This is a genomic window from Amylibacter marinus (assembly GCF_030160015.1).
In the GTDB taxonomy this organism is placed as follows: Bacteria; Pseudomonadota; Alphaproteobacteria; order Rhodobacterales; family Rhodobacteraceae; genus Amylibacter; species Amylibacter marinus.
In genome coordinates, this window is the sequence record NZ_BSNN01000002.1 from 663,397 (window position 1) to 688,002 (window position 24,606).

Sequence of the window (24,606 nt, forward strand, 5' to 3'; positions counted from 1 at the left end):
GAGCCATATCCGATTTATGGGCGGATTTTTTCAATTTTTGTAAAGATTGTAAAGAGAGCTTGTCAGAGTCTTGTAAATTTCACGGTGTTTAGTGATCACAAATTCGATTTGTGATCACTAATTGATAATTCACATGTGAAACCAGCACCCACATTGATTCGACTCCATAGGCTATAGCTGACCCAGCTTTAACTCTCGCGAATAGGTCGTATTGGTTGTTTTGGTTACTGCCTGTGCACAGCGCATAACCCCACGGCTGGCATCAAAGGCGTATTGCGGATCCCCCTGCAAGGCCCAGCCCTTGGCCAAGGCCTCGGTCACTCGGTGGCAAAACTCGGATGTGTCATCCTCGGTAATTAGTCGATAAGCAATCATCACGCATATGTTCCTAGAAATGGGTTGTAGCCAAGGGCCGTATGAATGGCCGTAATCACCCCAAACACCACAATGGTGATCACAATCAAAATGATGTCTTTCTTCAGGGGGCCAGCGGTTGGGCGGGTCCAGGCACCTTCGGCGCGATTAATCACCAAAATTTCCAGCAAGGCCCAAACACCAAGACCCCCAAATAGGACCAGCGATGCAAGATCCCCATTCACGAGCAAATGTGCAATAGACCAAACAACAACAGCCAAGAGCATAGGATGGCGCAACAGCGTACCAATGCGTCCCGTTGAATGGCTCATGCCGATCAACATCACAGCCAGAAGCATCAACAAATTGTTCAAATGCCCAATACCTGCAAACGGCGTGTATATCGCTATGTGCGGGGCGCTTCGATATCCAATGATCATCAGCATTAGCCCAACGGCGATTTCTGCGGCAATCAATCCGCGTAGGACACCCGCCCCCATTTTCTGTTCCAGTTGTGTATAATTCTGCGGCACCAGCCGTTTAAACAAATGGGCCGTAGTCCACAAAATGAACCCGATAATCAACAAAACCATTGCAATGCCTTTCTGTTTGGGGATGCCAGCCATATGCTGGTGAGCCTACATAGGCCGCATAGTTAACGATATTTTTGACATTTAACAGCATGTTTTATCCATACCAAAGACATCTGTTCCAGATGCTCTTGTTGTGATGAAAGGACATCTAATGACCCACAAATTCCTTGCACTATCCCTTGGTTTCGCACTGTGTGTTATGGCCAGCAATGCCAAAGCTCAGCAGGTGCGCTGCGCAGAGCGGGGCGAAGTGATTGCCAATCTTGCGAAGAAATACGGCGAAACTCGGCAAAATATCGGTCTTGGTCGCAATAATGGTATTATCGAAACCTACGCCTCTGAAGAGACCGGAACATGGACGATCCTGATCACCGCGCCCAATGGCCAATCGTGCCTGATTGCAGCGGGGGACCATTATGAAAACCTGAACGAGCCCGCCATCACCAGAGGTGATGATACCTAGTTGATCGGCGGTAAATTCCGCGCTAAACCGTATCCAATTCAATTAGAATGGATATTTAAATGCGCACATTACTCTTGGCCGTTGCGGCTATTTCTACCCTAAGCTTTTCCCACTCATCTCCTGCCCAAGCACAGACAGGAGATGGATCATTGGCAGCCCAGCTGTTTATCGAGGGCTGCCTACCCAATCCTGGTGATGGGCAACTATCTATCTTAAATTTTACCCGCAATCGTGATTTAACCAAAGACTCCACCCATTCCAAAGGATCGCTGTTGGGGAGCGGCTCTTCCACAAACCAATTCTGGCACTATAATGGGCGGGTATTTGGGTTTGTTTATGATGCATCCTTTGGCAAGGCGGCCTGCTCTGGCGTGGTGTCAAAACCCGCAAATCTAGAGCAAACCATGCAAGAGGCGTTTGACCATCTGGTGCGCGCTGGTGTCTTTAGCCCCAGCCAAGCCCGCAAGAAAGTGCGCAATAAAAAAACCAGATATATCATAAAGATGCACGGTTATACGATCCAGATCGGGCGCAATCTAACCGGTAAAAACATGTCTATATCACTGGTCCCCTAGGGCCCGTGCGACAACTGCGCCCCTATAACCCCCTTGCTCTCAGGGGTCAGGTGTTTTAGCTATGCGCGAAATTTAACCACTTGTGGAGAGTAAACATGGCACGTGCAAAGATTGCTTTAATCGGCTCTGGAATGATCGGCGGAACACTGGCGCATCTGGCGGCATTGAAAGAACTAGGCGACATCGTTTTGTTCGATATCGCAGACGGCATTCCCCAGGGTAAGGCATTGGATATCTCTGAGGCTGGCCCGGTAGATAAATACGATTCAACAATCTCTGGTACAACCGACTATGCGGATATTGCAGGCGCAGATGTGTGTATCGTTACCGCTGGTGTTGCCCGCAAGCCCGGCATGAGCCGCGATGACCTTTTGGGCATCAATCTAAAGGTTATGAAGTCCGTTGGCGAGGGCATCAAAGAACATGCGCCAAACGCATTCGTTATTTGTATTACGAACCCTCTGGATGCCATGGTTTGGGCACTGCAAAAATTCTCTGGCCTACCTTCTGAGAAAGTTTGCGGCATGGCCGGTGTCTTGGATAGCGCCCGCTTCCGCCACTTTTTGGCAGAAGAATTCAACGTATCCGTGAAAGACGTAACCGCATTTGTTTTGGGCGGTCACGGCGATACTATGGTGCCCTTGACGCGTTATTCAACCGTTGCGGGTATTCCTTTGCCTGATCTGGTAGACATGGGTTGGACAACACAGGATAAACTGGACGCGATCGTCCAACGTACCCGCGACGGTGGTGCGGAAATCGTCGGGTTGTTGAAAACCGGCTCTGCCTATTATGCGCCAGCAGCATCAGCGATTGAAATGGCTGAAGCCTATCTAAAAGATCAAAAACGCCTGTTGCCTGCTGCCGCCGCTCTATCGGGCGAGTTCGGTCAGAAGGACATGTACGTTGGTGTACCAACTGTGATCGGTGCTGGTGGTATCGAGCGCATTGCAAACATCAAACTGTCCAAAGAAGAGCAAGCTGGCTTCGACAAATCAGTGGATGCCGTAAAAGGCCTGATGGAAGCCTGTATCGCAATTGATGGTTCACTGGCTTAAAAAACCGACCTAAAGAACATTCTAAAACGCGTCCTGTAAAGGGCGCGTTTTTTTTACCATCCCCGATGCATGCTTGCGCAAGATCGAACAACTGACATGGCATCATATCCCCAAGAATACGTGCAAATCCCTTGATATTTCGCTGAAAACTCTGTTTTCCACTTTTTGTGATCACAGCAAAGTTTATTGTGATCACAAAAGGTGGAAAATCGTCACAATTCTGTTTCTTAGGTCAAAATCATCTTTTTCCCTTGGTCACTTTGTGATCTACATTTAGGCAACGCCAGTTTTCTATCGGCGCCACCCCATCGCCCTTGAATGGAAAAGGAACACCAATGCCAAGCACCAATGACACGATGCATGCCTCGTCATTTTTACAAGGCCACAATTCTGAATATATTGAACAGCTTTATGCCCGGTATATGGCTGATCCCTCTTCTGTTGATCCTACGTGGATTGATTTTTTCAAATCCTTGGACGATGCGCCCGAAGATGTGGCCGCAGGTGCTGCCGGTGCCCCCTGGAGCCGCAGCGATTGGCCCCCACAAAAGGCCGATGAATTAACCGCGGCCCTTGATGGGCAATGGGCTGAAGCCCCCGCAAAAATAGGTGAGAAAATCGCCAGCGCCGCCAAGGCGGATGGCCAAAACCTATCTAGCGACGATATTCAGAACGCAGCCATTGATTCCATGCGCGCCCTGATGATCATCCGCGCCTACCGTATTCGCGGCCATTTGATTGCAGACCTAGATCCACTAGATATGCGTGCCAAGGATCCGCACCCAGAGCTAGACCCCGAGTTCTACGGCTTCAAAGAAATCGATATGGACCGCCCGATCTTCCTAGACAATGTTCTGGGAATGAAATCTGCCTCCATGCGCCAGATTATTGAAAAGCTGCGCAAAACCTACTGTGGCACATTTGCTTTGCAATACATGCATCTGTCCAACCCAGAAGAGGCCGGATGGCTGAAAGAGCGGATCGAAAATTACGACAAAGAGGGTTTTTTCACGACCCAAGGCCGCAAGGCGATCCTGAACAAGATGGTCGAGGCCGAAGGGTTCGAAAAATTCTGCCATGTGAAATACTCTGGCACCAAGCGTTTTGGTCTGGATGGCGGCGAGGCCCTAATCCCGGCAATGGAACAAATCATCAAACGTGGTGGCGCCTTGGGGGTCAAAGATATCATCATCGGCATGCCCCACCGCGGCCGCTTGAATGTTTTGGTCAACGTGATGTCCAAACCCTACCGCGCGATTTTCAACGAATTCTTGGGCGGATCTTACAAACCTGATGATGTCGAGGGGTCTGGCGATGTAAAATACCACCTTGGCGCCTCTTCTGATCGCGAATTTGATGGCAACAGCGTGCACCTGTCACTGACGGCCAACCCCTCACATCTAGAGGCCGTAAACCCTGTGGTTCTAGGCAAGGCCCGCGCCAAGGGCGACCAAATGGGCCGCAACCGCAATGCGGTTATGCCAATACTGTTACACGGTGATGCCGCCTTTGCAGGCCAAGGTGTGATCGCGGAATGCTTTGGCCTATCAGGGCTAAAGGGCCATAAAACCGGCGGTACAATCCACATCGTTGTGAACAATCAGATCGGCTTCACAACCAGCCCGCATAAATCTCGCTCCAGCCCCTACCCTACAGATATCTCATTTATGGTAGAGGCCCCAATTTTCCACGTAAACGGCGACGACCCAGAGGCGGTGGTTCATGCAGCCAAGGTCGCAACAGAATTCCGCCAAAAATTCGAAAAAGACGTGGTGATCGATATCTTCTGTTACCGTCGCTTTGGCCATAACGAAGGCGACGAGCCTATGTTTACACAGCCAACAATGTACAAGAAGATCAAGTCGCACCCCACCTCATTGACGCTCTACACCCAGCGCTTGGTGCGCGACGGCCTAATTCCAGAGGGCGAGATCGAGGATATGAAAACGGCGTTTCAGATGCGCCTGAACGAAGAGTTCGAGGCGGGCAAGGCCTTCAAGCCCAACAAGGCCGATTGGCTGGACGGGCGCTGGTCGCATCTGCAATCCAAGGATCCAGAATATCAACGCGGTAAAACCCACATCACAGAGAAGCGGTTCAAGGAGGTCGGTGCCGCACTGACCAAATTGCCCGAAGGCTGGGCACCGCACCGCACTATTCAGCGCATTCTAAATGCCAAAGAAGACATGATATCTTCGGGCACGGGCATCGATTGGGCCACGGCCGAGGCTCTGGCCTTTGGCACACTTCAGGTCGAGGGTTTCCCTGTGCGCCTGTCTGGCCAAGACTGTACCCGCGGCACCTTTAGCCATCGGCATTCGGGGATTTTGGATCAAAACACCGGCCTAAAGCACTACCCGCTAAACAACATTCGCCCCGACCAAGAAGGCCACTACGAGGTCATCGACAGTATGCTGTCTGAATACGCGGTACTAGGCTATGAATATGGCTACTCGCTGGCAGAGCCAAACGCCCTAACCCTTTGGGAGGCACAGTTTGGCGATTTCGCTAATGGTGCGCAGATCATGATCGACCAGTTCATCTCGTCTGGCGAGAGCAAATGGTTACGCATGTCGGGATTGGTAATGCTACTGCCCCACGGGTTCGAGGGCCAAGGCCCAGAGCATTCCTCTGCCCGCCCAGAGCGGTTCTTGCAGATGTGCGCCGAGGACAACTGGGTCATTGCGAATTGCACAACACCCGCCAACTATTTCCATATTCTGCGCCGGCAGATGCACCGCCCCTACCGCAAGCCGCTGGTGATCATGACGCCAAAATCGCTGCTTCGCCACAAAGGTGCAGTCAGCACAATGGATGAATTCACAGGCAAATCCAGCTTCCACCGTATCCTATGGGATGATGCAGAACGCGGCAACTCAGACACAAAACTGGTTAGCGACAGCAAAATAAAGCGCGTAGTCGTTTGTTCAGGCAAGGTCTACTATGACCTGTTAGAAGAGCGCGACAAGCGCGGCATCACAGATATCTATCTGATGCGCCTTGAACAGCTCTACCCCTATGCCAAGGACGCCATGCGCGAAGAATTCACACGTTTTAAAAACGCTGAATTCGTCTGGTGCCAAGAAGAGCCCAAAAACCAAGGTGCTTGGCTCTATATCAACCCGCATATCGAAAATGCGCTGATCGAAGCTAAATGTAAAAAAACCCGCCCAACCTTTGCAGGTCGTGCACCAGCATCCGCACCGGCCACCGGTCTGGCGGCAAAACACAAAATTGAACAAGCAGCGCTCGTAAACGACGCCTTGACCTTGAAAGGATAACCCATGACCAACGTAAAAGTCCCAACACTGGGTGAAAGTGTAACAGAAGCCACCGTCGCTACATGGTTCAAGGCCGTCGGCGACAGCGTTGCCGCCGATGAAATGCTGTGCGAGCTGGAGACAGACAAAGTGACCGTAGAGGTCGCGGCCCCCGTTGCCGGCACTCTGGCAGAAATCGTTGCCCCAGAGGGCACCACTGTGGGTGTTGACGCATTGCTTGCCAATATCACCGAAGCTGCCGCAGGTGCAGTCCCCCCCACCGCAGAGCCATCCACCACCAGCACCGCAAAAACCGTGGACATCATGGTGCCCACATTGGGCGAAAGCGTAACCGAGGCCACCGTGGCAGGCCTGACCAAGGCCGTGGGCGATAGCGTGGCCCAAGACGAGGTGATCATGGAGCTGGAAACAGACAAGGTCACCGTAGAGGTCACCGCCACCGCATCTGGTACATTGGCCGCCTTGGATGTAGCCGAGGGCGATACCGTATCTGCAGGCGCAAAATTAGGCGCCTTGTCCGCAGGTACGCCACCAACCTCCGCACCAACCCCCGCCGCTGCAGCCGCCCCTGCCCCAACGGCGGCCGTTAAAAACGCCCCCTCGGCCGAAAAACTGATGGCAGAAAACAACATCACCAATGTCGCCGGCACAGGACGCGATGGCCGCGTGATGAAGGGCGATGTATTGGCCGCCATAGCAAACCCAGCACCAGCCCCCGCTGTGGCTCAGCCCCCGCGCTCCGGTGGCCCCCGCGCCGAGGATCCGCGCGAAGAGCGCATCAAAATGACCCGCCTACGCCAAACCATTGCGCGTCGCCTGAAAGAAAGCCAAAACACCGCCGCGATGCTGACCACCTATAACGAGGTCGACATGACCGAGGTGATGGCCCTGCGCACCGAATACAAAGACCTGTTCCTGAAAAAACATGGCGTAAAGCTGGGCTTTATGTCCTTCTTCACCAAGGCATGTTGTCACGCATTGAAAGAAATCCCAGAGGTCAACGCCGAGATTGATGGCGACGAGGTGGTTTACAAAAACTTCGTCAATATGGGCGTGGCTGCGGGTACACCCACCGGTCTGGTTGTGCCTGTGATCAACGATGCGGATCAGATGTCTTTTGCCGATATTGAAAAGGCCATCGCTGAAAAAGGCGCACGCGCACGCGATGGCAAACTGGGCATGGCAGAAATGCAGGGCGGCACTTTCACCATATCCAACGGGGGGGTCTACGGATCATTGATGTCCTCGCCCATCCTAAACCCGCCGCAATCAGGCATCTTGGGCATGCATGCGATCCAGAAACGCGCCATGGTCGTGAACGACGAGATCGTGATCCGCCCGATGATGTATCTGGCCCTGTCCTATGACCACCGTATCGTCGATGGCAAAGGTGCGGTGACCTTCTTGGTACGGGTCAAAGAGGCCCTAGAAGATCCGCGCCGCTTGTTGATGGATCTGTAATTCGGTGGCCTATCTGAAACCCGCCTCTCTAACATGCCCGCAGTGTGGGCTGTCGGGGGATGTGCAGTTTGTGGTTCATTTAGGCCCCCATTCAAAACCCGATGATGGGCCCGCGCGCCGTTCTATTCGCCGCGCGGGCCCCTATCAAAAACGTGGGCAGACGCTGATCTGCCCGGTTGATCAAACTCAAATCTGGCCTAAATCAAACGGCGGAGACATCTAATGACACCAGAAATTTTCACTCTTGCGCTAGCGGGTCTTTTGCATGTGGCCTTGATGCTGTTGTATGTTGCGATGGTGGGTTTAACGGTGCCGCTGCGCGATTCCGTTGGGAACCGGGACCAGCCGCTGAACATCACGGGCAAATCTGCACGGGTTAAGCGTACCATGAACAATAGCTTCGAGGCGCTTATCCTCTTTGCTGTTGCCGCCATTTGCGTGATGGGGTTGGCCAAATCCACCCCCCAGACCGAAACCTATGCGCTGGTGTTTTTACTCGCCCGCATCGCCTATATTCCCTGCTATATCTTTGCTCTGGGCCCCTTTCGTACCATTATGTGGGCGATAGGTCTGGGGGCGACCACTTTGATGCTTATTGCTGCCGTGATTTAGGCGGCTGATCCCCATTGGCGCCCCGCGCCGGAACTGAAAGGTTAAACCATGTCAAACTATGATGTTATTGTTATCGGCGGCGGCCCGGGCGGCTATGTTTGCGCCATTCGTTGCGCGCAATTGGGCCTTAAAACCGCGGTGGTCGAGGGTCGCGAGGCACTGGGCGGGACTTGCTTGAATATTGGCTGTATTCCGTCCAAGGCCCTGTTGCATGCCTCGCATTCCTATCACGAGGCCACCCATAATTTCACCCAAATGGGCCTAATGGGCAAGGCGCCTTCGGTCGATTTTTCTAAGATGAAAGAGTATAAAGACAACGTCGTTGCCCAAAACACCTCCGGCGTTGAATTCCTGATGAAGAAGAACAAAATCGATTGGATCAAAGGCTGGGCCACGATCAGCGATAAAAACACCGTAAGCGTGGGTGCGGACAGCTATACCACCAACAACATCGTGATTGCCACCGGATCAGAGCCCGCTTCCCTACCCAATATCGAGATCGACGAAAAGATCGTGGTATCATCCACAGGCGCACTTGAGTTCTCTAAAATCCCCAAGAAAATGGTGGTTATTGGCGCCGGTGTCATCGGCCTCGAGCTGGGCAGTGTTTATGCCCGCCTTGGCACAGAGGTCACCGTGATCGAGTATCTAAAGAACATCACCCCCGGCATGGACGGCGAAGTTTCAAAAACCCTTCAACGCCTGTTGAAACGTCAGGGGCTGAAATTCATCATGGGTGCGGCGGTACAATCCACAAAAGTGAACCGCAACAAAGCCAAAGTCACCTATAAAAAAGGCGACGAAGAGGCAGTGCTGGATGCGGATGCAGTTTTGGTTGCTACCGGGCGCAAACCTTTTATGGATGGTTTGGGTTTTACCGATCTGGGCGGAAATCTAACCGAGCGCGGCCAAATCGCCACTGATAACCACTGGCGCACCAACATCGAGGGCATCTATGCCATTGGCGATGTGATCGAAGGCCCGATGCTGGCCCACAAGGCCGAAGACGAAGGCATGGCCGTCGCGGATGTGATCAAAGGCAACCATGGGCATGTGAACTATGATGTGATCCCAGGCGTGATCTACACAACCCCCGAGGTCGCAAGTGTCGGCAAAACCGAAGAAGAGCTGAAAGCCGCAGGCGTTGATTACAAGGTTGGCAAATTCAGCTTCAAGGGCAATGGCCGCGCCAAGGCGATCTTCCAAGCGGATGGTTTTGTGAAAATGATCGTTGATGCGAAAACCGATCGCATCTTGGGATGCCACCTGATCGGCCCCGCCGCAGGTGATATGATCCATGAAATCTGTGTGGCCATGGAATTTGGCGCATCTGCACAGGATATCGCCCTAACCTGCCATGCGCACCCCACCTATTCCGAGGCCATGCGCGAAGCGGCGCTGGCCTGTGGTGACGGCGCAATTCACGCTTAAAAAAATCCCCCTGACAGGTGTGGCTGTCAGGGGGTAACGATCCTCTTGGGAAAGAGGCTAAAGGTCAGGGGCAACCTTTATAAAAGTAATACGCAGGCCCCCGCACGCTCCGTCGCATTTTTTTAAAAATTCAACCACCGCTTAGCATGCGCAATCCTTGGGTCACATCCAATCTAATAGCCAGCTTTAACCCCGGCTCGTCACCAGCCTTTAGCGCGGCGATGATGGTGTGATGGTTACGCGCAGCCTCGCGCCGCTGTAGCCGCGCATACAGCGCACGCATGGTCGGGCCCAGCTGCAACCATACCGTTTCCACCAAGGCCAGCATCGCAGGCGCCTGCGCACGCAAATACAGCGTGCGGTGGAAATCCAGATTGCTGCGCACATAGGCTACAGAATCGTTTTTCACGATGGCCTGCTCGATCAATGTGTTGATACGGCTCAGACGTTCTATCAAATTGATATGCGCACGCGGCAAAGCCCGCGCCGCCAACTCTGGCTCTAGCAATGCACGAATAGACGCCAGCTCCTCAATACGCTCTGCGCGCAACTCTGGCGTGCTCAGCCGCCCTGTGGCAGAAATGCTGATCGCCTTATCCGCCGTTAACCTGCGCACGGCTTCGCGCGCGGGGGTCATGCTGGTCTCGAACTGTTGGGCAACGCCACGAATGGTTATGGCTTGTCCCGGCGTCATCTCGCCATGCATTATCGAATTGCGCAAGGCTCGATAAATGGTCTCATGGGTCGACAGTGTGTTATCATTTTCAATCATATCACATGTGATCACAAATAGAGCTGTGTTTAAAGTAGATATTGGTGCAATCGCGCACCATTTTTCCGCAACCAGTCGCGCTGTGGTTGATAATTGGGGTATATCTGCTCAACCAAGGCCCAATAGGCCTGTGAATGATTCATTTCAATCAAATGACAGGCCTCATGGGCGGCCACATAATCCTGCACAGATGGTGGTGCCATCATCAAACGCCACGAGTACATCAAATTCCCCGCAGAGGTACATGAGCCCCAGCGCGACCGTGTGTCTCGCAGCGTAACGCGGCCCATTTTCACCCCCAGCGCATCGGCATAGCGCTCAGAGGCAATCACCAGACGTTCGCGCGCCAGTGTTTTGTAAAATCCGCGCAACTTGCCCCCCAACTGCGCCGAAGTTGCAGAAACATTCAAAACATCCCCTGCCAAAACAACACGCCGTCCCGTTGCTTTCGCGATGGTAACCAAACGTCCATCCAAGAGAATCTGCTCGCCAAATGCGGGTAGGATCTCGGGTAGCTGACGTGCCAGATGTTTGCGCATCCAGCCCTCTTGGGCCTTGGCGAATTCACAGGCCTCTTGCATCTTCGCGCCGCGCGGCAGGGTCAGGCTGATTTTTCCATCCTTATTCGATATGCGTAATGTATAACGCTTGGCACGTATATTGGGGCGCAAATGCACCGTGATTGGGGGCGTTCCAATGTGAATGGTTTCCGTCATGTTGCCATATTACGCCCGCTTAGGGGCAAGGCAACGCCAATAACCACCTGATTTCTTCTTTTCACCTTTGACAAGTGCCATTTGATGTGGCACTTGGCCAACAGAATTTCGAAAATCTGATGTGAAAGGGATAACACATGCCCAAGGAAGAATGGGGCGTAAAGCGCCTGTGCCCAGAAAGCGGCAAACGTTTCTACGATTTAAACAAAGACCCGATCGTTAGCCCATACACCGGCACAGAATACCCCCTGTCATTCTTCAGCAATGACAAATCCAAGGCCTCTATGGCGGACAAAGCCGATAAAAACTCTGTAGCGACTGCAACAGAGGATGATCTGGCGGATGACGTAGATGTGTTGGATGACGAGGATGTATCTGACGTGGATCTGGGCGATGATGTTCTGGACGACGAAGACGATGCAGATACCGTTCCATTGGAAGAGGTCGCCGGCGTCGCCGCGAATGACGACGACGGATAAAAATCCGAAAAATATGAATTTCGCGCTTGCACTATCAGGCGCGGTTTTCTAAACAGCGCGAGTGTTCGCAATCGCGCACATGGGGCCTTAGCTCAGCTGGGAGAGCGCTTCGCTGGCAGCGAAGAGGTCAGGAGTTCGATCCTCCTAGGCTCCACCAAATTCCCCCCTATATTCCCTAACGTTTAGGCTCTTTAAACTGACGTGAATTCAGTAGTTTTTTAGCTCCGTTATGATTTGCGACAGAAATCAGATCTATCCAAATAGATCCACAAGAGGGATCTATCGTGGAAAATACCCAAGTCCTTACCTTTAACATCCCCGGCCACAGCGGCCTCAGCGCCGTTTTAACCTCGGTTGAAAACCCCGCAGCGATTTTCGTAATGGGGCATGGCTCAGGAGGACGACTGGATACCCCATTGATGCAGGCCATCGCCACGGCATGCGCCAAGGTTGACATCGCCTGCCTGCGGTTCAATTACCCCTATTCGGCGCAAGACGAATACCAACCGTTTACAGACATGCCAGTTGATCCGGATGCAATTCTGTTGGAAACCATCGATGCGGCACTGGACTTAGGACGATCGATAATGCCAAGAGCCAAGATCATTCTCGGTGGGCACTCTATGAGCGGGCTCTATGCCACCTATCTCGATACCACAACCTCACTGGGCATTGATGGTCTGGTCTGCCTCGGTTATCCCCGCAAAGACCTACCAGAGCGCTCTGAGCACCTCTCTCAGCTCGCCTCCCCTCTGCTAGTGATCCAAGGTTCAAAAGACAGGCTAGGCACAGAACAGGAAATCACTGAAATGCTGTGGGCAATCGATCCCCCCGCCCAATTAGATTGGATCAAGGGCGCATCCCATGCTTTCACACAGGATAATTTATCACGTGAACAGACCTCTGCGCAGATCGCAGATAATATCCAACGCTTCGTTCTAAAATTGGACGAGCGTTATGACTTGTAATCTATACACAAAAACCCCCGATTGGGGGTTTTAGAATCGCTATATTGATAAATTAGGCGGCGCGGGAAATCAAAATTCCGGTGACCTTTTCAGAGGCTTCACCCTCTTCGGTACCATCTACCGCTGCCACTTCGCGGGTCAGGCGTTCTAGGGCCGCTTCGTACAGCTGACGCTCAGAATAGGATTGCTCGCGCTCTTCATCATTGCGATGCAAATCCCGCACAACCTCTGCAATAGAGATCAAATCGCCTGAATTGATCTTTTGCTCATACTCCTGTGCACGGCGCGACCACATGGCGCGCTTAACACGGGCGCGCCCCTTTAGGGTTTTCATAGCTTTTTCCACCAATTCGGCGCTGGCCAAATTGCGCATGCCAACGGCGGTTGCCTTGGCGGTGGGAACACGCAATGTCATCTTGTCCTTAGCAAAGGAAATGACGAATAATTCCATTTCGGTCCCTGCAATTTCAGTGGTCTCTACCGATAGGATTTGACCCACACCATGAGCAGGATAAACAACAAATTCATTTAGACGAAAATCGCCAATCTTCTTACCTTTAGCCATTCAAAGCTGATCCTTTATTTTGAAAATACACAACCAAGTAAACGCAAGTGGGTGTTCGCGCGTTTTGGGGATTTCATGCGGGTGTCTAGATCGCCGCCAATGCCAGTACTCTCCTTGGTTTAGAGATTAACATAGCACAAAAAACGCCCCTATACCAGTGGGGGCGTTTCAATAGATTTGGCCGCTGATGCGCGCGGGGATCCGCGCCTATTGCCCAGCCGTTCCAGGGTTCTCGGAGAAATATTTCTCCAACTTACCAGACTCGCCATCGCGTGCCTCTGCATCTGGCAATTGATCTACCTTGGTGATGATAACCGGCCAAATTTCCGCGTACTTGCGGTTAAACTCTACCCATTTTTCGGCATCAGGTTCCGTGTCAGGCAGAATCGCCTCGGCGGGGCACTCCGGCTCACATACACCACAATCGATGCACTCATCCGGGTGGATCACCAGCATGTTCTCACCCTCATAGAAACAATCCACTGGGCACACTTCTACGCAATCCGTGTATTTACAGGCGATACAGGCGTCATTCACAATATAGGTCATAGTCTTATCCGCGATTACTCTGCATGCCTATTATGGGTTCGCGTCGGATCAATCAAGACCACGTGTTGAAAAAGAGGACATGGCCTGCCGCTCTTTGCGGCTGGGGCGACCTTTTCCCTCGAATCTGGGGTTTTTCAGGTATTTATTCCGCTCGGGGGGCGGTTCAGATCGATCCTCGTACAGCGCCTGAGCCTCAGGCGCAGGGCCACGGCGGCTGCCGATCGCGCAAATGTGAATGATGCGCGCCCAATCGCCGGTTTCGAATTTCAACTCATCGCCGATTTTTATCTGAACCGAAGGCTTGGAAATACGCGTATCATTCACGCGTATTTTCCCCGCAGACACCTGTCTGGCACTTAGCGTGCGGGTTTTGAAAAACCGCGCATGCCACAGCCATTTATCGATGCGTTGCGCGCTCAGGATTTATCCTTTAGCGCCATAAGCGCGGCAAAGGGATTGTCGGGATCAAGAGGCTTGTCCTTCTTGGGCGCGCTGGACGCCTTGCGCGGCGCTTTGCGCGCAGGCTTTGCCCCGCCTTTGGGTTTGCGGAACTTTTGATCTGGGCGTTGTTGGCGGGCCTTTGCAACCCACTTAAAGGTGTAGAACACCTCGATCATATCCTCAGCCTCAGCAGGCGTTTCTGGCGCTGCATCCGCTGGGGCCTCCTCTGCCACGGCGTCTTCTGTGCTTTCGGATACAGGCTTTACCTTCTCGCGCTCGCCCCGTTGGACATCAAAGCCCAGTCCGCCCATCAGATCGGCGAATTGCTCCAGAGACGTACCAGAAATAGACAACATGTCAGGATTGGCCTCAAAGCCCTCTTTTACATTCTGCGCCCGCGTCAGATCCGCAAGCCGCTCTAGCATATCAATACGGATCGCCCGTGCACCGGCCAAACGATACCCCGCACGTGGATAATATCCCTTGGGCGCGCCCTTGACCTCGGCAATGGTTACCAAACCAGCGGGCGGGGCCTCAGGGAATTCACCAAAATCTTCGAACAAGGACCACAACACCAAACGCAGGCGCGTTGGCGCTGGTTTCAACATCTGATGTTGAAACAGGGTATACTGACCAAAACGCACGCCATGTTTGCGCAACAGGCCTCGGGCATCTTGATCCAATTCCTTCACATCACGCGCCACAACAGAGCGTGGAATCACGCCAAGGCTTTCCACCAAACGGAATGCCAAACCACGGGCCATGCCAGTGATGGCAGGATCATCACGCAATGCAATCAAGGCTTCAAACCCAGTGCTGACCTTGCGATCCATAAAATGGCTTAGGCGCTTTTGCACCTTATCGGCCACATCGCTACCAGCCTCGTCATCAACAAAAACCTCTATTCTGGGGGTCAGAATATCATCGCCCTTGACCAATTTGCCAACACCGTATTCGCCCCACATCAATCCACCCTGCTCGGTGAATTCAAATTCCGTATCGGGGGCGTTGTAAATGCGATCTGCGCGCAATTTAAACTCGGGTTGCAGCGCCTGAATCGCCGCCGCTCGTAGGGTTTTTGCCTCTTCGCCGCTGGCATTTTTATCCAGCTGGAAACGGAACCCATTTAATTTTCCGACAAATTCGCCTTCGACGGAAACTTCACCCATTGTATCAACCTCAGCCACAAGGCTCTCCTTTTGTTTCAAACGCCGCATTAAAATAGAGGTGCGCCGATCGATAAATCGTTGTGTTAATGCACCGTGTAGCGCATCTGATAGGCGATCTTCTACTGCACGGGTTTCCTCTCGCCAATAGTTTTCATTGGATACCCAACCTTTTCTTTGGCAGATGTAGGTCCATGTGCGGATATACGCCAATCTTTTCGATAATGCGTCGATATCACCATGCGGTTTATCGATATTGGCTACTTTTTGAGCAATCCAATTTTCGGGCACCGCCCCGTGTTCATGCAAAAAATTGAATACCCGCGCAACCAAGGTGGTATGATCCACAAAAGATACCTGCCTAAAATCAGGTATCCCACAAGTTTCCCACAATAGTTTCACAGATTTTGCATCACTGGCCCGCGCGGCAATTTCGCCTGTCTCGACCAACGTGTGCAAGGTCTTTAGATCGGTACTGGGGCGCGTTTTCACCAAAATTGGATTATTCGATGGCTGATCCAAGCTGGCCAATAGGCTAGAGGTGGTGCCAAATTGCAGACGCGAATTACGCCACTGTAGGCGGCGCAGGGGCATGAAATGATTGTTCTCTATCGCTTCGACCATATCCGCATCCAGCGGCTCGGCCTCGCCCGTTACCCCAAAGGTACCCGCATTCAAATGCCGCCCCGCGCGCCCCGCGATCTGTGCCAATTCATTCGGCCACAAGTAGCGCATTCGTTGCCCGTCAAACTTCATCAAATTGCTAAAGGCCACGTGATTGATATCTAGGTTCAACCCCATGCCGATAGCATCAGTTGCCACCAAATGATCGACATCACCGTTTTGATACAGCTCTACCTGCGCATTGCGTGTGCGCGGGCTAAGCGCGCCCATCACAACCGCCGCCCCGCCCTTCTGGCGGCGCAACAACTCTGCGATGGCATAAACGCTGTCCGCCGAAAACCCTACGGTAGCGCTGCGCGCGGGCATGCGGCTTAGCTTGCGCACCCCTGTATATTCCAACGTAGAAAACCGCTCTCGATGAATAAATTCTACATTTGGAATCAGCTGGCCAATGACCTTGCGCATCGTGAATGCGCCCATAAACAGGGTCTCGAACCGGCCGCGCATGTTCAACAACCGATCGGTAAACACATGCCCTCGCTCTGGGTCGGCGCATAGCTGAATCTCATCAATAGCCACAAAATCAGCGCCAATGTCCAATGGCATAGATTCGACCGTACAGACCCAATACTTGGCCCGCGCCGGCACAATGCGCTCCTCACCCGTTAGCAAGGCCACCGCCCCCGCCCCTCGCAAGGCAACGATTTTATCATAAACCTCGCGCGCCAATAGACGCAGCGGCAGACCAATCACCCCCGTAGGGCGCGCCAACATCCGTTCGATAGCATAGTGGGTTTTACCCGTGTTGGTTGGGCCCAATATGGCCGCAACACGTGGGGAAAGGATATTCATTATTCGCTATTCCTAAAGTGGGGTGCCCTGTAATTCCAGCGTGATGCGCGCAATGCCATCATTGGCTACCGCTGACTTGGGATGCAGCTTCACCACATCCTTATAAACAGCCAATGCCTCCTCTGGGCGGAAACTTTCCTCTAGAATCAGGCCAAGCCCCCCCATGGCGCCAAAATGGCGCGGGTTTAACCTCAGGGTATGTTCAATATCCGCCACCGACAAACCAAATTCACCCATTAAATAAAAGGCAGTCGCGCGCATATTCCAGCCTTCGGCGAATTCGGGCGCGTGATCGATCACAGCGGTAAAATGCTCTACCGCCTCGCCCAAGCGACCCAAATCCATCGCCGCCATGCCCCGCTCTAGCAAAAAATCCACGCTATCAGACCCAGACTTGCGCCATTCCGTCCAGATTTTTTCCTCAACACGCGCGGCATCTTGCTCATTCCCCTCAAGCAATTGAGCGAACAACGACTCGAGCGTATCCGTTTGCGCGTAAGCGTGATTTTTGTCACCTATTTGGCACAAAAACAAAACTAACGTGACGATACCTGCTTTGAGTGCGGTTGATATTGGACATTCTTTTCTCATGTTGTGACAAGGATAGCACGAAGCCCACCAAAGGGAAGGGCAATAACTGTGGAGAGCATCATGAGTGACGTGATTGAAATGGCCGTTAAGGCGATAAACGAAAAATTGGGTGCAGATGGCTTTGATGGATCGATCAAAATCGACATCGAGGACGAGGGTAGCCTGATCATCGATGAAAATGGCGCCAGCGCCAGCGATGACGAGATGGAATGTACCATGTCTGCAGATGCAGAAACATTCCAAGGCATTCTAAGCGGTGATGTAAACGCGACCAGCGCCTTTATGTCGGGCAAATTGGCTGTCGAGGGCGACATGTCTCAGGCCATGAAGCTTGGCGCTGTTCTGAGTTAACGGTGAGAGCCATGGAAAACGCCCCCTTCTATTCTGACATCGCGCGTGCACCTTTGGGTGAAATATGCGAGTACCGCACCGCAAGCGATGGCGTGCGACTGCGCGTTGTGGGATGGAAGGGTGGCACCAAGGGCACAGTCTTAATTTTCCATGGCCGAACTGAATATTGCGAAAAATACGGGCCAACGGTCGAGCATTTCTGCACGCGCGGTTATTCTGTGGCAATGGTCGATTGGCGGGGCCAGGGCCTATCACAGCGCATCCACAAACGCCCGACTATAGGGCACGTCGAAAATTTCACCGATTACCAATTGGATGTGGCGGTGCTACTAGAGTTTCTTATGGATCACGGCTTCCCAGCGCCCAGGGTGATGCTGGCGCATTCTATGGGCGGTGCCATTGGCCTTCGGGCGCTCTTTGAAGGGCTCAACATCGAGCGTGTGCTGTTTTCTGCGCCCATGTGGGATATCGCGGTTAATGGCTGGCTAAACCAAATCATCAAGGTCTACATTCAAAGCTTCGGGCGCATCATTTCTCCCAAAAGTTTGGTGTCTTCGACTAATATCAGAAACCCCTCTTTTGTGCAGGATTTGGATACAAATAACCTAACCAACAACGCCGAGGAATACGAATTTCGCATCAAACAACTAAGCACACATCCAGATTTAGAAATCGGTGGCCCCTCTATACAATGGGTTTATGAGGCCCTGCGGGAAACCAAGCTGTTGCGCGCGAAACCCACCCCCAAAGTGCCTGTGATGTGTTTCCTCGGAACAGATGAGAGAATCGTCAGCCAAGCAGCCGTTTACAAGATGATGGATCGCATGGAAAATGGCACCCTAAGGGTCTATCCAGATGCCAAGCACGAACTATTGATCGAACAGCCCCATGTCACCTCGGCCATTTGGAACGAAATTGACCAGTTCATCGCCTAGTTCGGCCTATTGATTTAACAATGCTATCGCCTGCGCATAAATGTCCGAATTTGCGGCGGCCACGACTGTGCCACCCGCGTGGGCGGGCCCGCCCTTCCAATTGGTCACAATGCCACCTGCGGCCTCGACCACAGCAATCGGGGCCTGTATATCATAGGCATTTAACCCCGCCTCAATCACCAAATCCACCTGCCCTGCCGCCAACAGCCCATAGGCATAGCAATCCATGCCATATCTGGTCAGCTTGGCCACGGAACTAACGCGCTGAAATGCAGCGCGCTCATTTGCGGTGCCGACCTCTGGGAAGGTTGTGAACAAAATTGCATCCGCAAGTGTCGTGGTCTGCCGTGTCGCCAAAGGCGTCGTCTGGCCAGCACGGCGCAATTCGGCACGCCCCAATCCCCCCATAAAGGTTTCGCCTGTATAGGGTTGATCAATCGCCCCCCAAATCGGCCCCTGCGCATCGCTTAGGGCGATCAGCATGCCCCAAGTCGGGGTGCCAGAAATAAACCCGCGCGTGCCATCAATTGGATCTAGTACCCATGTATAGCCAGATTGACTGGCCACCGGCGGGAATTCCTCGCCCAGAATACCGTCCATCGGCCGCTCGGCCTTCAGAATTTCGCGAAACGCCAGCTCGATTTCCTTATCCGCCTGTGTCACCGGATCAAATCCATCAGACAGTTTATTCGCCAATCCCTGATCCGGCTGGCGAAAATAAGCCAAGGCGATATCACGACCTGCGGAAATCATCCGACCCACGGTTTGTTCAATCTGCTTTTGGTCACTGGATTTCAGGCCCATAAAAAAATCTCCAAATTCACAGCACTGTTAATGTGCTGCGCGTTTGGAGATTTCATATCAAACCCTCAAGATTTAGAAAACCTTGAAATCTGATCCTATGCTGCGTCACTAAGCACGCGGGCCAGATCAAATAGTTTTTTGCGTTGGTTCTCCGGAATGGAATAATAGGATCGCACCAATTCCAGCGCCTCTTTGTCGGCCAGCAAGTCTCCCGCTTTGCTGTTTGCTGGGGCGGTTTGCGAGGCATTTTCCACTTCGCCTTCTTCGTATCCTTCGAAGAAGAAGCTAACCACAACATCCATCGCATTTCCGATATCCCACAAGCGCGATGCGCTAACGCGGTTCATACCGGTTTCGTATTTTTGGATCTGCTGGAATTTAATTCCTACAGCCTCGGCCAATTGTTGTTGAGTCATGCCAACCATCCAGCGGCGATGACGAATTCGTTTACCTACATGCACGTCTACAGGGTGTTTCATTTTTTCCTCAAACTCAATTTCTGGCAATTAGTATAGCGGAAAAGGTGAAGAAAATTCACCGAAATGACGTAGGGTCACGAAAATTATATATTAGCGCATAAGCAATTGTAATAATTATGTAAAAGAAAAAACCTATACTAAAGGACAGGTACCTTAGAACAGGTCCTAAAAGGTTAGTTTTTTGCAACTCGTTTAGTGGATTGAAAAAACCGAACGCTATTCGCGTCCGGTTTTCATGAGATTCGAAATTGCAACTTATAGGGGTTGTTAACCTTGTTGCGATTTGGCGTGACGCTTACGTTCATGTGGGTCCAAATAGCGCTTACGCAGGCGGATCGCGTTTGGTGTGACCTCTACCAACTCATCATTATCAATATAGGCAATCGCCTCTTCCAATGACAATTTAATCGGTGTGGTCAGACGCACCGCCTCATCCGTACCAGAGGCGCGAACATTGGTCAGCTTCTTACCCTTCAACGGATTAACCTCTAGGTCGTTCTCGCGGCTGTGCTCGCCTAGGATCATCCCTTGGTACACATCCTCTTGCGCACCAATAAAGAATTTACCACGATCCTCTAGGTTAAAGATCGCATAGGAAACCGACACGCCGTTTTCCATGGAAATCAGCACACCAGCACGACGTCCAGGGATTGCGCCCTTGAACGGTGCCCAGTCATGGAACACACGGTTCAACACGCCCGTGCCGCGCGTATCGGTTAGAAACTCGCCGTGATAGCCAATCAGGCCACGAGCCGGCACATGGGCCACGATGCGGGTCTTACCAGCACCTGCTTGCTTCATCTCAACCAGCTCGCCTTTGCGATGGCCGGTTAGCTTTTCGATTACAACGCCTGAATATTCGTCATCCACATCAATGGTGGCCTCTTCAATAGGCTCCATACGTTGGCCATCAACCTCTTGGAACAGAACCTGTGGACGCGAAATCGACAATTCGAACCCTTCGCGGCGCATGTTCTCGATCAACACACCCATTTGTAATTCACCACGACCCGCAACCTCAAAGGCCTCGCCACCTGGGGTGTCGTTGACCTTGATCGCCACGTTTGATTCCGCCTCTTTCATCAACCGATCGCGAATAACACGAGATTGCACCTTCTTACCATCGCGCCCAGCCAAGGGGCTGTCGTTGATACCAAAGGTTACGGTGATGGTAGGAGGATCGATCGGCTGTGCAGGAATAGCATCCACAACCGCAGGATCCGCCAAGGTATCCGCAACGGTCGCCTTGGCCATTCCAGCAATCGATACAATATCACCAGCCTCAGCCACATCAATTGCGGTTTGTTCCAGCCCGCGGAATGCCAAAATTTTGGTCACACGGAAATTCTCGATCAATGCGCCCTCGCGGGTCATTGACTTGATGGTTTGACCAGCCTTCAACGTCCCTGTTTCCACACGCCCTGTTAGCAAACGGCCCAAGAACGGGTCGCCGCCCAAAGTTGTGGCCAGCATTGTAAAGGGCTGTTCGCGATTTGCGATTTGTGCAGGCGCTGGCACGTGATCGATGATCAAATCAAACAGCGCACTCAAATCCTTGCGCGGGCCATCCAGTTCCATATCGGCCCAACCAGAACGGCCAGAGGCGTACATGGATGGGAAATCCAACTGCTCGTCTGTAGCATCCAAGCTGGCGAACAAATCAAAACATTCATCAAGCGCGCGATCGGGTTCGCCGTCAGGCTTGTCCACTTTGTTCACCACCACAATCGGGCGTAGACCCAATTTCAATGCCTTTTGTGTTACGAATTTGGTCTGAGGCATCGGGCCTTCGGCCGCATCCACCAACAAAACCACACCATCAACCATAGACAGGATACGCTCTACCTCGCCGCCGAAATCGGCGTGGCCCGGGGTATCTACAATATTGATACGTGTGCCCTTCCACTCGACGGATGTGGGCTTGGCAAAAATGGTAATGCCACGCTCGCGCTCTAGGTCATTACTGTCCATTGCGCGTTCGGTTGTTGCTTCGTTGTCGCGGTAAATACCGGATTGTTTAAGCAGCTCATCAACCAAGGTTGTTTTGCCGTGGTCAACGTGCGCAATGATTGCGATATTTCTGAGTTCCATAATACTGGGCCTTTAGAGGATTGGCGGTTGATCGGCCCTTAGACCAGCCTAGGGCGAAACACCAGTAAAAAGCGCATTTTTCTAAATTCAGCGATAGGCGGCGCGGATCATTTCGGCCAAATGTGCGGCCAAATTCGATTGGCGCTCTGGGCAGACGTAAAGATTTACGTCGAAAACGGGCAAGTCGGGCAGAGCATTATCATGGGCGATCTCTTCCATATCCATAGGCACCCGCGTGGCCAAACGCGCCTCGACTGCCAGATCCGCACTCAGGCTGGCCTCTACGGTTTCGGTATTTTCCGTGGTCACGGCCATTTCCCACGATATTCCCGCATTATCCAATGCCTCGGCACTAATGGGACGAAAGGCGCAGGCCTGGGCCGATGCCAGCCGCAGAGGCCGCTGTTTCCAAGCGCGCCCCCCCTGTGCGCCCACCCAGACCAGCGGATGCTGAGCCAATTGTTCGGCCTTGGCGCTGCCCTCTAATTCTGTGGTCATGATCACATCGATCTCGCCGGCGTTAAATTGCTTTAGTAGGCTGGCGGTAAAAGAAGAGATCAGGTTCAGCTTTACCTTCGGGTATTCCGCAGCAAAGCGGCGCAACACATTTGGCACATGCGGGTGTAGGATATCATGAGGCACCCCAAAGGTAATGCTGCCTTCATAGCTGTCGCTGGAGAGCCGCCCCCAGGCCTCGTCGTTCAGCGCCAACAACCTACGCGCATAGGACAGCAGTAATTCGCCCTCGGGCGTCAGGCCGATCTGTCTCGCAGATCGATCCAACAGCTCCATCCCCATAGATTCTTCTAGTCGTTTTAATTGCATAGAAACCGCAGATTGGGTCAGATGCAACTGGCCCGCGGCCTTGGTCACCCCCCCGACGTCAGCGACGGTTAGAAAAGAGCGCAACGCGGTTAAATCTAAGTTTCTGGGCATATCACAATCCTTGATATCTAAACTAACAACCATTCATTTTACTTATTTAGCAGCAGAATGCATAAACATCAAGAAAGTTGATGAAACAACACCAACTCATAAGCAACCGAAAGGAACGAAGATGACATATTATTCAGATACCCGCGCCGCACCTCGCACCAATCTCTGGGGTGGCCTTTTCCTGACGTTGCGCAGCATGCAGGCCCGCTCGAAACAACACCGCGCCCTTAGAAAATTGGATGCGGCGGCCCTGCGTGATATCGGCCTTACAGCCCAAGATGTGCAAACAGAGCTGGCAACCCCGCTGTGGAAGTCCACCCCCCACCACACCGCGTAATCAACACCTACAGAAGGTCAGAACCATGGCAGCAACTCTTAAATCTTTCGCCGTTTTCGCAACACCCGCTCGTTTGGTGGCGATCCCCGCATCCCTGTTGGTGATCGCACAGATCCAAAAACAACGCCGCGCACTAGCTAGGCTGTCTCCTGCGCAACTGAGCGATATCGGCCTAACCGCATCACAGGCCAAAACCGAGGCCGCGCGCTTCGGTCTGTAATCCAAATTTTCTTTTTCCCCAGCCTTGGCGCGTTACAGATTTCTGTACGCGCCATTTTTTTATCAATATTAGGTATTTGATCGGTCACATTCTGGTGATTTTTCTTGTATTTTCCAGCCCAAAGGCCATATTTAGCACAAAGGCGCAATACCGCGCATTTAGCTAAGGAGAATTCGATGGCTAATCCACAAACAATTCGTCGCGCCGGCACCGCAGCTGCCCATATCGACGAGGGCCTTCGCGCCCATATGAACCGTGTCTATGGCATTATGGGCCTTGGTATGGCGATTACCGGTGCCGTTGCCTATTACGTTGGCAACAACGATGCGCTTATCGCCAGCCTGTTTACCGGCGCATCGCGCTATGTGATCATGTTTGCACCCTTGGTGTTTGTGTTTTTCTTGGGCGGTATGATTAACCGCGTATCAGAAAACACAGCGCGCCTCTTGTTCATGGCGTTCTCGGCACTTATGGGCCTATCAATCGCTTGGATCTTTGCGGTTTATACCGGCATTTCAATCACGCAGACCTTCTTTACCACTGCAATCGCATTCGCCGGTCTATCTCTATATGGCTACACCACCAAGAAAGACATTTCTGGCTGGGGTACATTCCTGATCATGGGTGTGATTGGTCTGATCGTAGCCGCAATTATCAACATCTTTATTGAATCCTCTGCCCTATCCTTTGCGATTTCGGCAATTGGCTTGCTGATTTTTGCTGGTCTAACCGCCTATGATACACAAAACATCAAGAACACCTACCTTGCCATGGCCAATGCCGGCCAGGATGAATGGTTGAACAAGGCAGCAATCATGGGTGCATTGAACCTCTACCTGAATTTCCTGAATATGTTCATGTTCTTGCTACACTTTATGGGCGGCCAAGAGTAATTTAGCCCT

27 protein-coding genes and 1 tRNA gene are annotated in these 24,606 nt (G+C 52.4%); 15 read left to right on the forward strand and 13 right to left on the reverse strand.

Going from position 1 to position 24,606, the window contains the following annotated elements:
* Positions 1 to 171: 171 nt before the first annotated feature.
* Together QQL62_RS04060 and QQL62_RS04065 are read right to left on the reverse strand one after the other, a co-directional pair.
* On the reverse strand, positions 172 to 375 hold the full coding sequence (locus QQL62_RS04060) for a DUF1737 domain-containing protein (protein ID WP_284376310.1): 204 nt from the start codon (positions 373 to 375) through the stop codon (positions 172 to 174).
* A complete protein-coding gene (locus tag QQL62_RS04065; protein ID WP_284376311.1) occupies positions 375 to 947 on the reverse strand; it encodes an NnrU family protein in 573 nt (190 codons plus the stop codon). The genes QQL62_RS04060 and QQL62_RS04065 overlap by 1 nt, the downstream gene beginning before the upstream one ends.
* Before the next feature lie 151 nt (positions 948 to 1,098).
* Here QQL62_RS04065 and QQL62_RS04070 point away from each other — a divergent pair, with 151 nt between their 5' ends.
* From QQL62_RS04070 to lpdA, 7 genes are all read left to right on the forward strand, one after another.
* On the forward strand, positions 1,099 to 1,410 hold the full coding sequence (locus QQL62_RS04070; RefSeq protein WP_284376313.1) for a type II toxin-antitoxin system Phd/YefM family antitoxin: 312 nt from the start codon (positions 1,099 to 1,101) through the stop codon (positions 1,408 to 1,410).
* Positions 1,411 to 1,469: 59 nt separating this feature from the next.
* Complete coding sequence (locus tag QQL62_RS04075; protein WP_284376314.1) at positions 1,470 to 1,985, forward strand: hypothetical protein; 516 nt, start codon at positions 1,470 to 1,472, stop codon at positions 1,983 to 1,985.
* Between the two features lie 95 nt (positions 1,986 to 2,080).
* Complete coding sequence (gene mdh / locus QQL62_RS04080; protein ID WP_284376315.1) at positions 2,081 to 3,043, forward strand: malate dehydrogenase; 963 nt, start codon at positions 2,081 to 2,083, stop codon at positions 3,041 to 3,043.
* 335 nt (positions 3,044 to 3,378) lie between these two features.
* Positions 3,379 to 6,324 (forward strand): 2-oxoglutarate dehydrogenase E1 component, encoded by a 2,946-nt coding sequence (locus tag QQL62_RS04085; RefSeq protein ID WP_284376316.1) that lies wholly within the window; start codon positions 3,379 to 3,381, stop codon positions 6,322 to 6,324.
* 3 nt (positions 6,325 to 6,327) lie between these two features.
* Positions 6,328 to 7,785 (forward strand): 2-oxoglutarate dehydrogenase complex dihydrolipoyllysine-residue succinyltransferase, encoded by a 1,458-nt coding sequence (gene odhB / locus QQL62_RS04090; protein WP_284376317.1) that lies wholly within the window; start codon positions 6,328 to 6,330, stop codon positions 7,783 to 7,785.
* Between the two features lie 222 nt (positions 7,786 to 8,007).
* The gene (locus QQL62_RS04095) at positions 8,008 to 8,397 is read left to right on the forward strand and encodes an MAPEG family protein (protein WP_284376318.1); all 390 of its coding nucleotides are present in this window, start codon (positions 8,008 to 8,010) and stop codon (positions 8,395 to 8,397) included.
* A 48-nt stretch (positions 8,398 to 8,445) separates the two neighbouring features.
* Positions 8,446 to 9,828, forward strand: coding sequence for a dihydrolipoyl dehydrogenase (lpdA, locus tag QQL62_RS04100; protein WP_284376321.1), 1,383 nt, complete (start codon positions 8,446 to 8,448; stop codon positions 9,826 to 9,828).
* Positions 9,829 to 9,958: 130 nt separating this feature from the next.
* Here the strand turns inward: lpdA and QQL62_RS04105 are convergent, their stop codons facing one another.
* Both QQL62_RS04105 and QQL62_RS04110 read right to left on the reverse strand, forming a co-directional pair.
* The gene (locus tag QQL62_RS04105; protein WP_284376323.1) at positions 9,959 to 10,600 is read right to left on the reverse strand and encodes a GntR family transcriptional regulator; all 642 of its coding nucleotides are present in this window, start codon (positions 10,598 to 10,600) and stop codon (positions 9,959 to 9,961) included.
* Between the two features lie 29 nt (positions 10,601 to 10,629).
* Complete coding sequence (locus QQL62_RS04110; protein ID WP_284376328.1) at positions 10,630 to 11,316, reverse strand: M48 family metallopeptidase; 687 nt, start codon at positions 11,314 to 11,316, stop codon at positions 10,630 to 10,632.
* 137 nt (positions 11,317 to 11,453) lie between these two features.
* Here QQL62_RS04110 and QQL62_RS04115 point away from each other — a divergent pair, with 137 nt between their 5' ends.
* The 3 genes from QQL62_RS04115 (at position 11,454) to QQL62_RS04125 (ending at position 12,763) form a co-directional block, all read left to right on the forward strand.
* Positions 11,454 to 11,795, forward strand: coding sequence for a TIGR02300 family protein (locus QQL62_RS04115; RefSeq protein WP_284376332.1), 342 nt, complete (start codon positions 11,454 to 11,456; stop codon positions 11,793 to 11,795).
* Positions 11,796 to 11,876: 81 nt separating this feature from the next.
* Positions 11,877 to 11,952: transfer RNA gene (locus QQL62_RS04120), tRNA-Ala, on the forward strand.
* Between the two features lie 127 nt (positions 11,953 to 12,079).
* Entirely contained in the window at positions 12,080 to 12,763 is a 684-nt protein-coding gene (locus tag QQL62_RS04125; RefSeq protein ID WP_284376337.1) for an alpha/beta hydrolase family protein, read from the forward strand.
* A gap of 52 nt (positions 12,764 to 12,815) precedes the next feature.
* On the opposite strand, the gene QQL62_RS04130 is transcribed toward QQL62_RS04125, so the two are convergent.
* From QQL62_RS04130 to QQL62_RS04150, 5 genes are all read right to left on the reverse strand, one after another.
* Complete coding sequence (locus QQL62_RS04130; RefSeq protein ID WP_284376339.1) at positions 12,816 to 13,328, reverse strand: CarD family transcriptional regulator; 513 nt, start codon at positions 13,326 to 13,328, stop codon at positions 12,816 to 12,818.
* A 207-nt stretch (positions 13,329 to 13,535) separates the two neighbouring features.
* A complete protein-coding gene (gene fdxA / locus QQL62_RS04135; RefSeq protein ID WP_284376342.1) occupies positions 13,536 to 13,877 on the reverse strand; it encodes a ferredoxin FdxA in 342 nt (113 codons plus the stop codon).
* A 48-nt stretch (positions 13,878 to 13,925) separates the two neighbouring features.
* Positions 13,926 to 14,300 carry an RNA-binding S4 domain-containing protein gene (locus QQL62_RS04140; RefSeq protein ID WP_284377186.1) on the reverse strand — a complete coding sequence of 125 codons (375 nt, stop codon included), beginning with the start codon at positions 14,298 to 14,300 and terminating at the stop codon, positions 13,926 to 13,928.
* Positions 14,294 to 16,960: a helicase-related protein gene (locus QQL62_RS04145; RefSeq protein ID WP_284376343.1), complete on the reverse strand. Its 2,667-nt coding sequence runs from the start codon at positions 16,958 to 16,960 to the stop codon at positions 14,294 to 14,296. Before QQL62_RS04145 ends, QQL62_RS04140 begins: the two co-directional genes overlap by 7 nt.
* 12 nt (positions 16,961 to 16,972) lie before the next feature.
* Complete coding sequence (locus tag QQL62_RS04150; protein WP_284376345.1) at positions 16,973 to 17,431, reverse strand: tetratricopeptide repeat protein; 459 nt, start codon at positions 17,429 to 17,431, stop codon at positions 16,973 to 16,975.
* A gap of 180 nt (positions 17,432 to 17,611) precedes the next feature.
* Between QQL62_RS04150 and QQL62_RS04155 the strand changes: the two genes are divergently transcribed.
* Both QQL62_RS04155 and QQL62_RS04160 read left to right on the forward strand, forming a co-directional pair.
* Complete coding sequence (locus QQL62_RS04155; RefSeq protein WP_284376346.1) at positions 17,612 to 17,902, forward strand: SCP2 sterol-binding domain-containing protein; 291 nt, start codon at positions 17,612 to 17,614, stop codon at positions 17,900 to 17,902.
* Positions 17,903 to 17,913: 11 nt separating this feature from the next.
* On the forward strand, positions 17,914 to 18,837 hold the full coding sequence (locus QQL62_RS04160; RefSeq protein WP_284376348.1) for an alpha/beta fold hydrolase: 924 nt from the start codon (positions 17,914 to 17,916) through the stop codon (positions 18,835 to 18,837).
* Between the two features lie 6 nt (positions 18,838 to 18,843).
* Here QQL62_RS04160 and QQL62_RS04165 read toward each other — a convergent pair whose 3' ends face one another.
* The 4 genes from QQL62_RS04165 to QQL62_RS04180 all read right to left on the reverse strand — a co-directional run bounded on the left by QQL62_RS04165 (position 18,844) and on the right by QQL62_RS04180 (position 23,147).
* Positions 18,844 to 19,641, reverse strand: coding sequence for an inositol monophosphatase family protein (locus tag QQL62_RS04165; protein ID WP_284376350.1), 798 nt, complete (start codon positions 19,639 to 19,641; stop codon positions 18,844 to 18,846).
* A 95-nt stretch (positions 19,642 to 19,736) separates the two neighbouring features.
* Positions 19,737 to 20,120: a helix-turn-helix domain-containing protein gene (locus tag QQL62_RS04170; protein WP_284376351.1), complete on the reverse strand. Its 384-nt coding sequence runs from the start codon at positions 20,118 to 20,120 to the stop codon at positions 19,737 to 19,739.
* 267 nt (positions 20,121 to 20,387) lie between these two features.
* Positions 20,388 to 22,211, reverse strand: coding sequence for a translational GTPase TypA (gene typA / locus QQL62_RS04175; RefSeq protein ID WP_284376353.1), 1,824 nt, complete (start codon positions 22,209 to 22,211; stop codon positions 20,388 to 20,390).
* 87 nt (positions 22,212 to 22,298) lie between these two features.
* Positions 22,299 to 23,147 carry a LysR family transcriptional regulator gene (locus tag QQL62_RS04180; RefSeq protein WP_284376355.1) on the reverse strand — a complete coding sequence of 283 codons (849 nt, stop codon included), beginning with the start codon at positions 23,145 to 23,147 and terminating at the stop codon, positions 22,299 to 22,301.
* 121 nt (positions 23,148 to 23,268) lie between these two features.
* Here QQL62_RS04180 and QQL62_RS04185 point away from each other — a divergent pair, with 121 nt between their 5' ends.
* The 3 genes from QQL62_RS04185 to QQL62_RS04195 all read left to right on the forward strand — a co-directional run bounded on the left by QQL62_RS04185 (position 23,269) and on the right by QQL62_RS04195 (position 24,597).
* Positions 23,269 to 23,484: a DUF1127 domain-containing protein gene (locus QQL62_RS04185; RefSeq protein WP_284376357.1), complete on the forward strand. Its 216-nt coding sequence runs from the start codon at positions 23,269 to 23,271 to the stop codon at positions 23,482 to 23,484.
* A gap of 25 nt (positions 23,485 to 23,509) precedes the next feature.
* Positions 23,510 to 23,704, forward strand: coding sequence for a DUF1127 domain-containing protein (locus tag QQL62_RS04190; RefSeq protein WP_284376359.1), 195 nt, complete (start codon positions 23,510 to 23,512; stop codon positions 23,702 to 23,704).
* A 176-nt stretch (positions 23,705 to 23,880) separates the two neighbouring features.
* On the forward strand, positions 23,881 to 24,597 hold the full coding sequence (locus QQL62_RS04195; RefSeq protein WP_284376361.1) for a Bax inhibitor-1/YccA family protein: 717 nt from the start codon (positions 23,881 to 23,883) through the stop codon (positions 24,595 to 24,597).
* Positions 24,598 to 24,606: the final 9 nt, after the last annotated feature.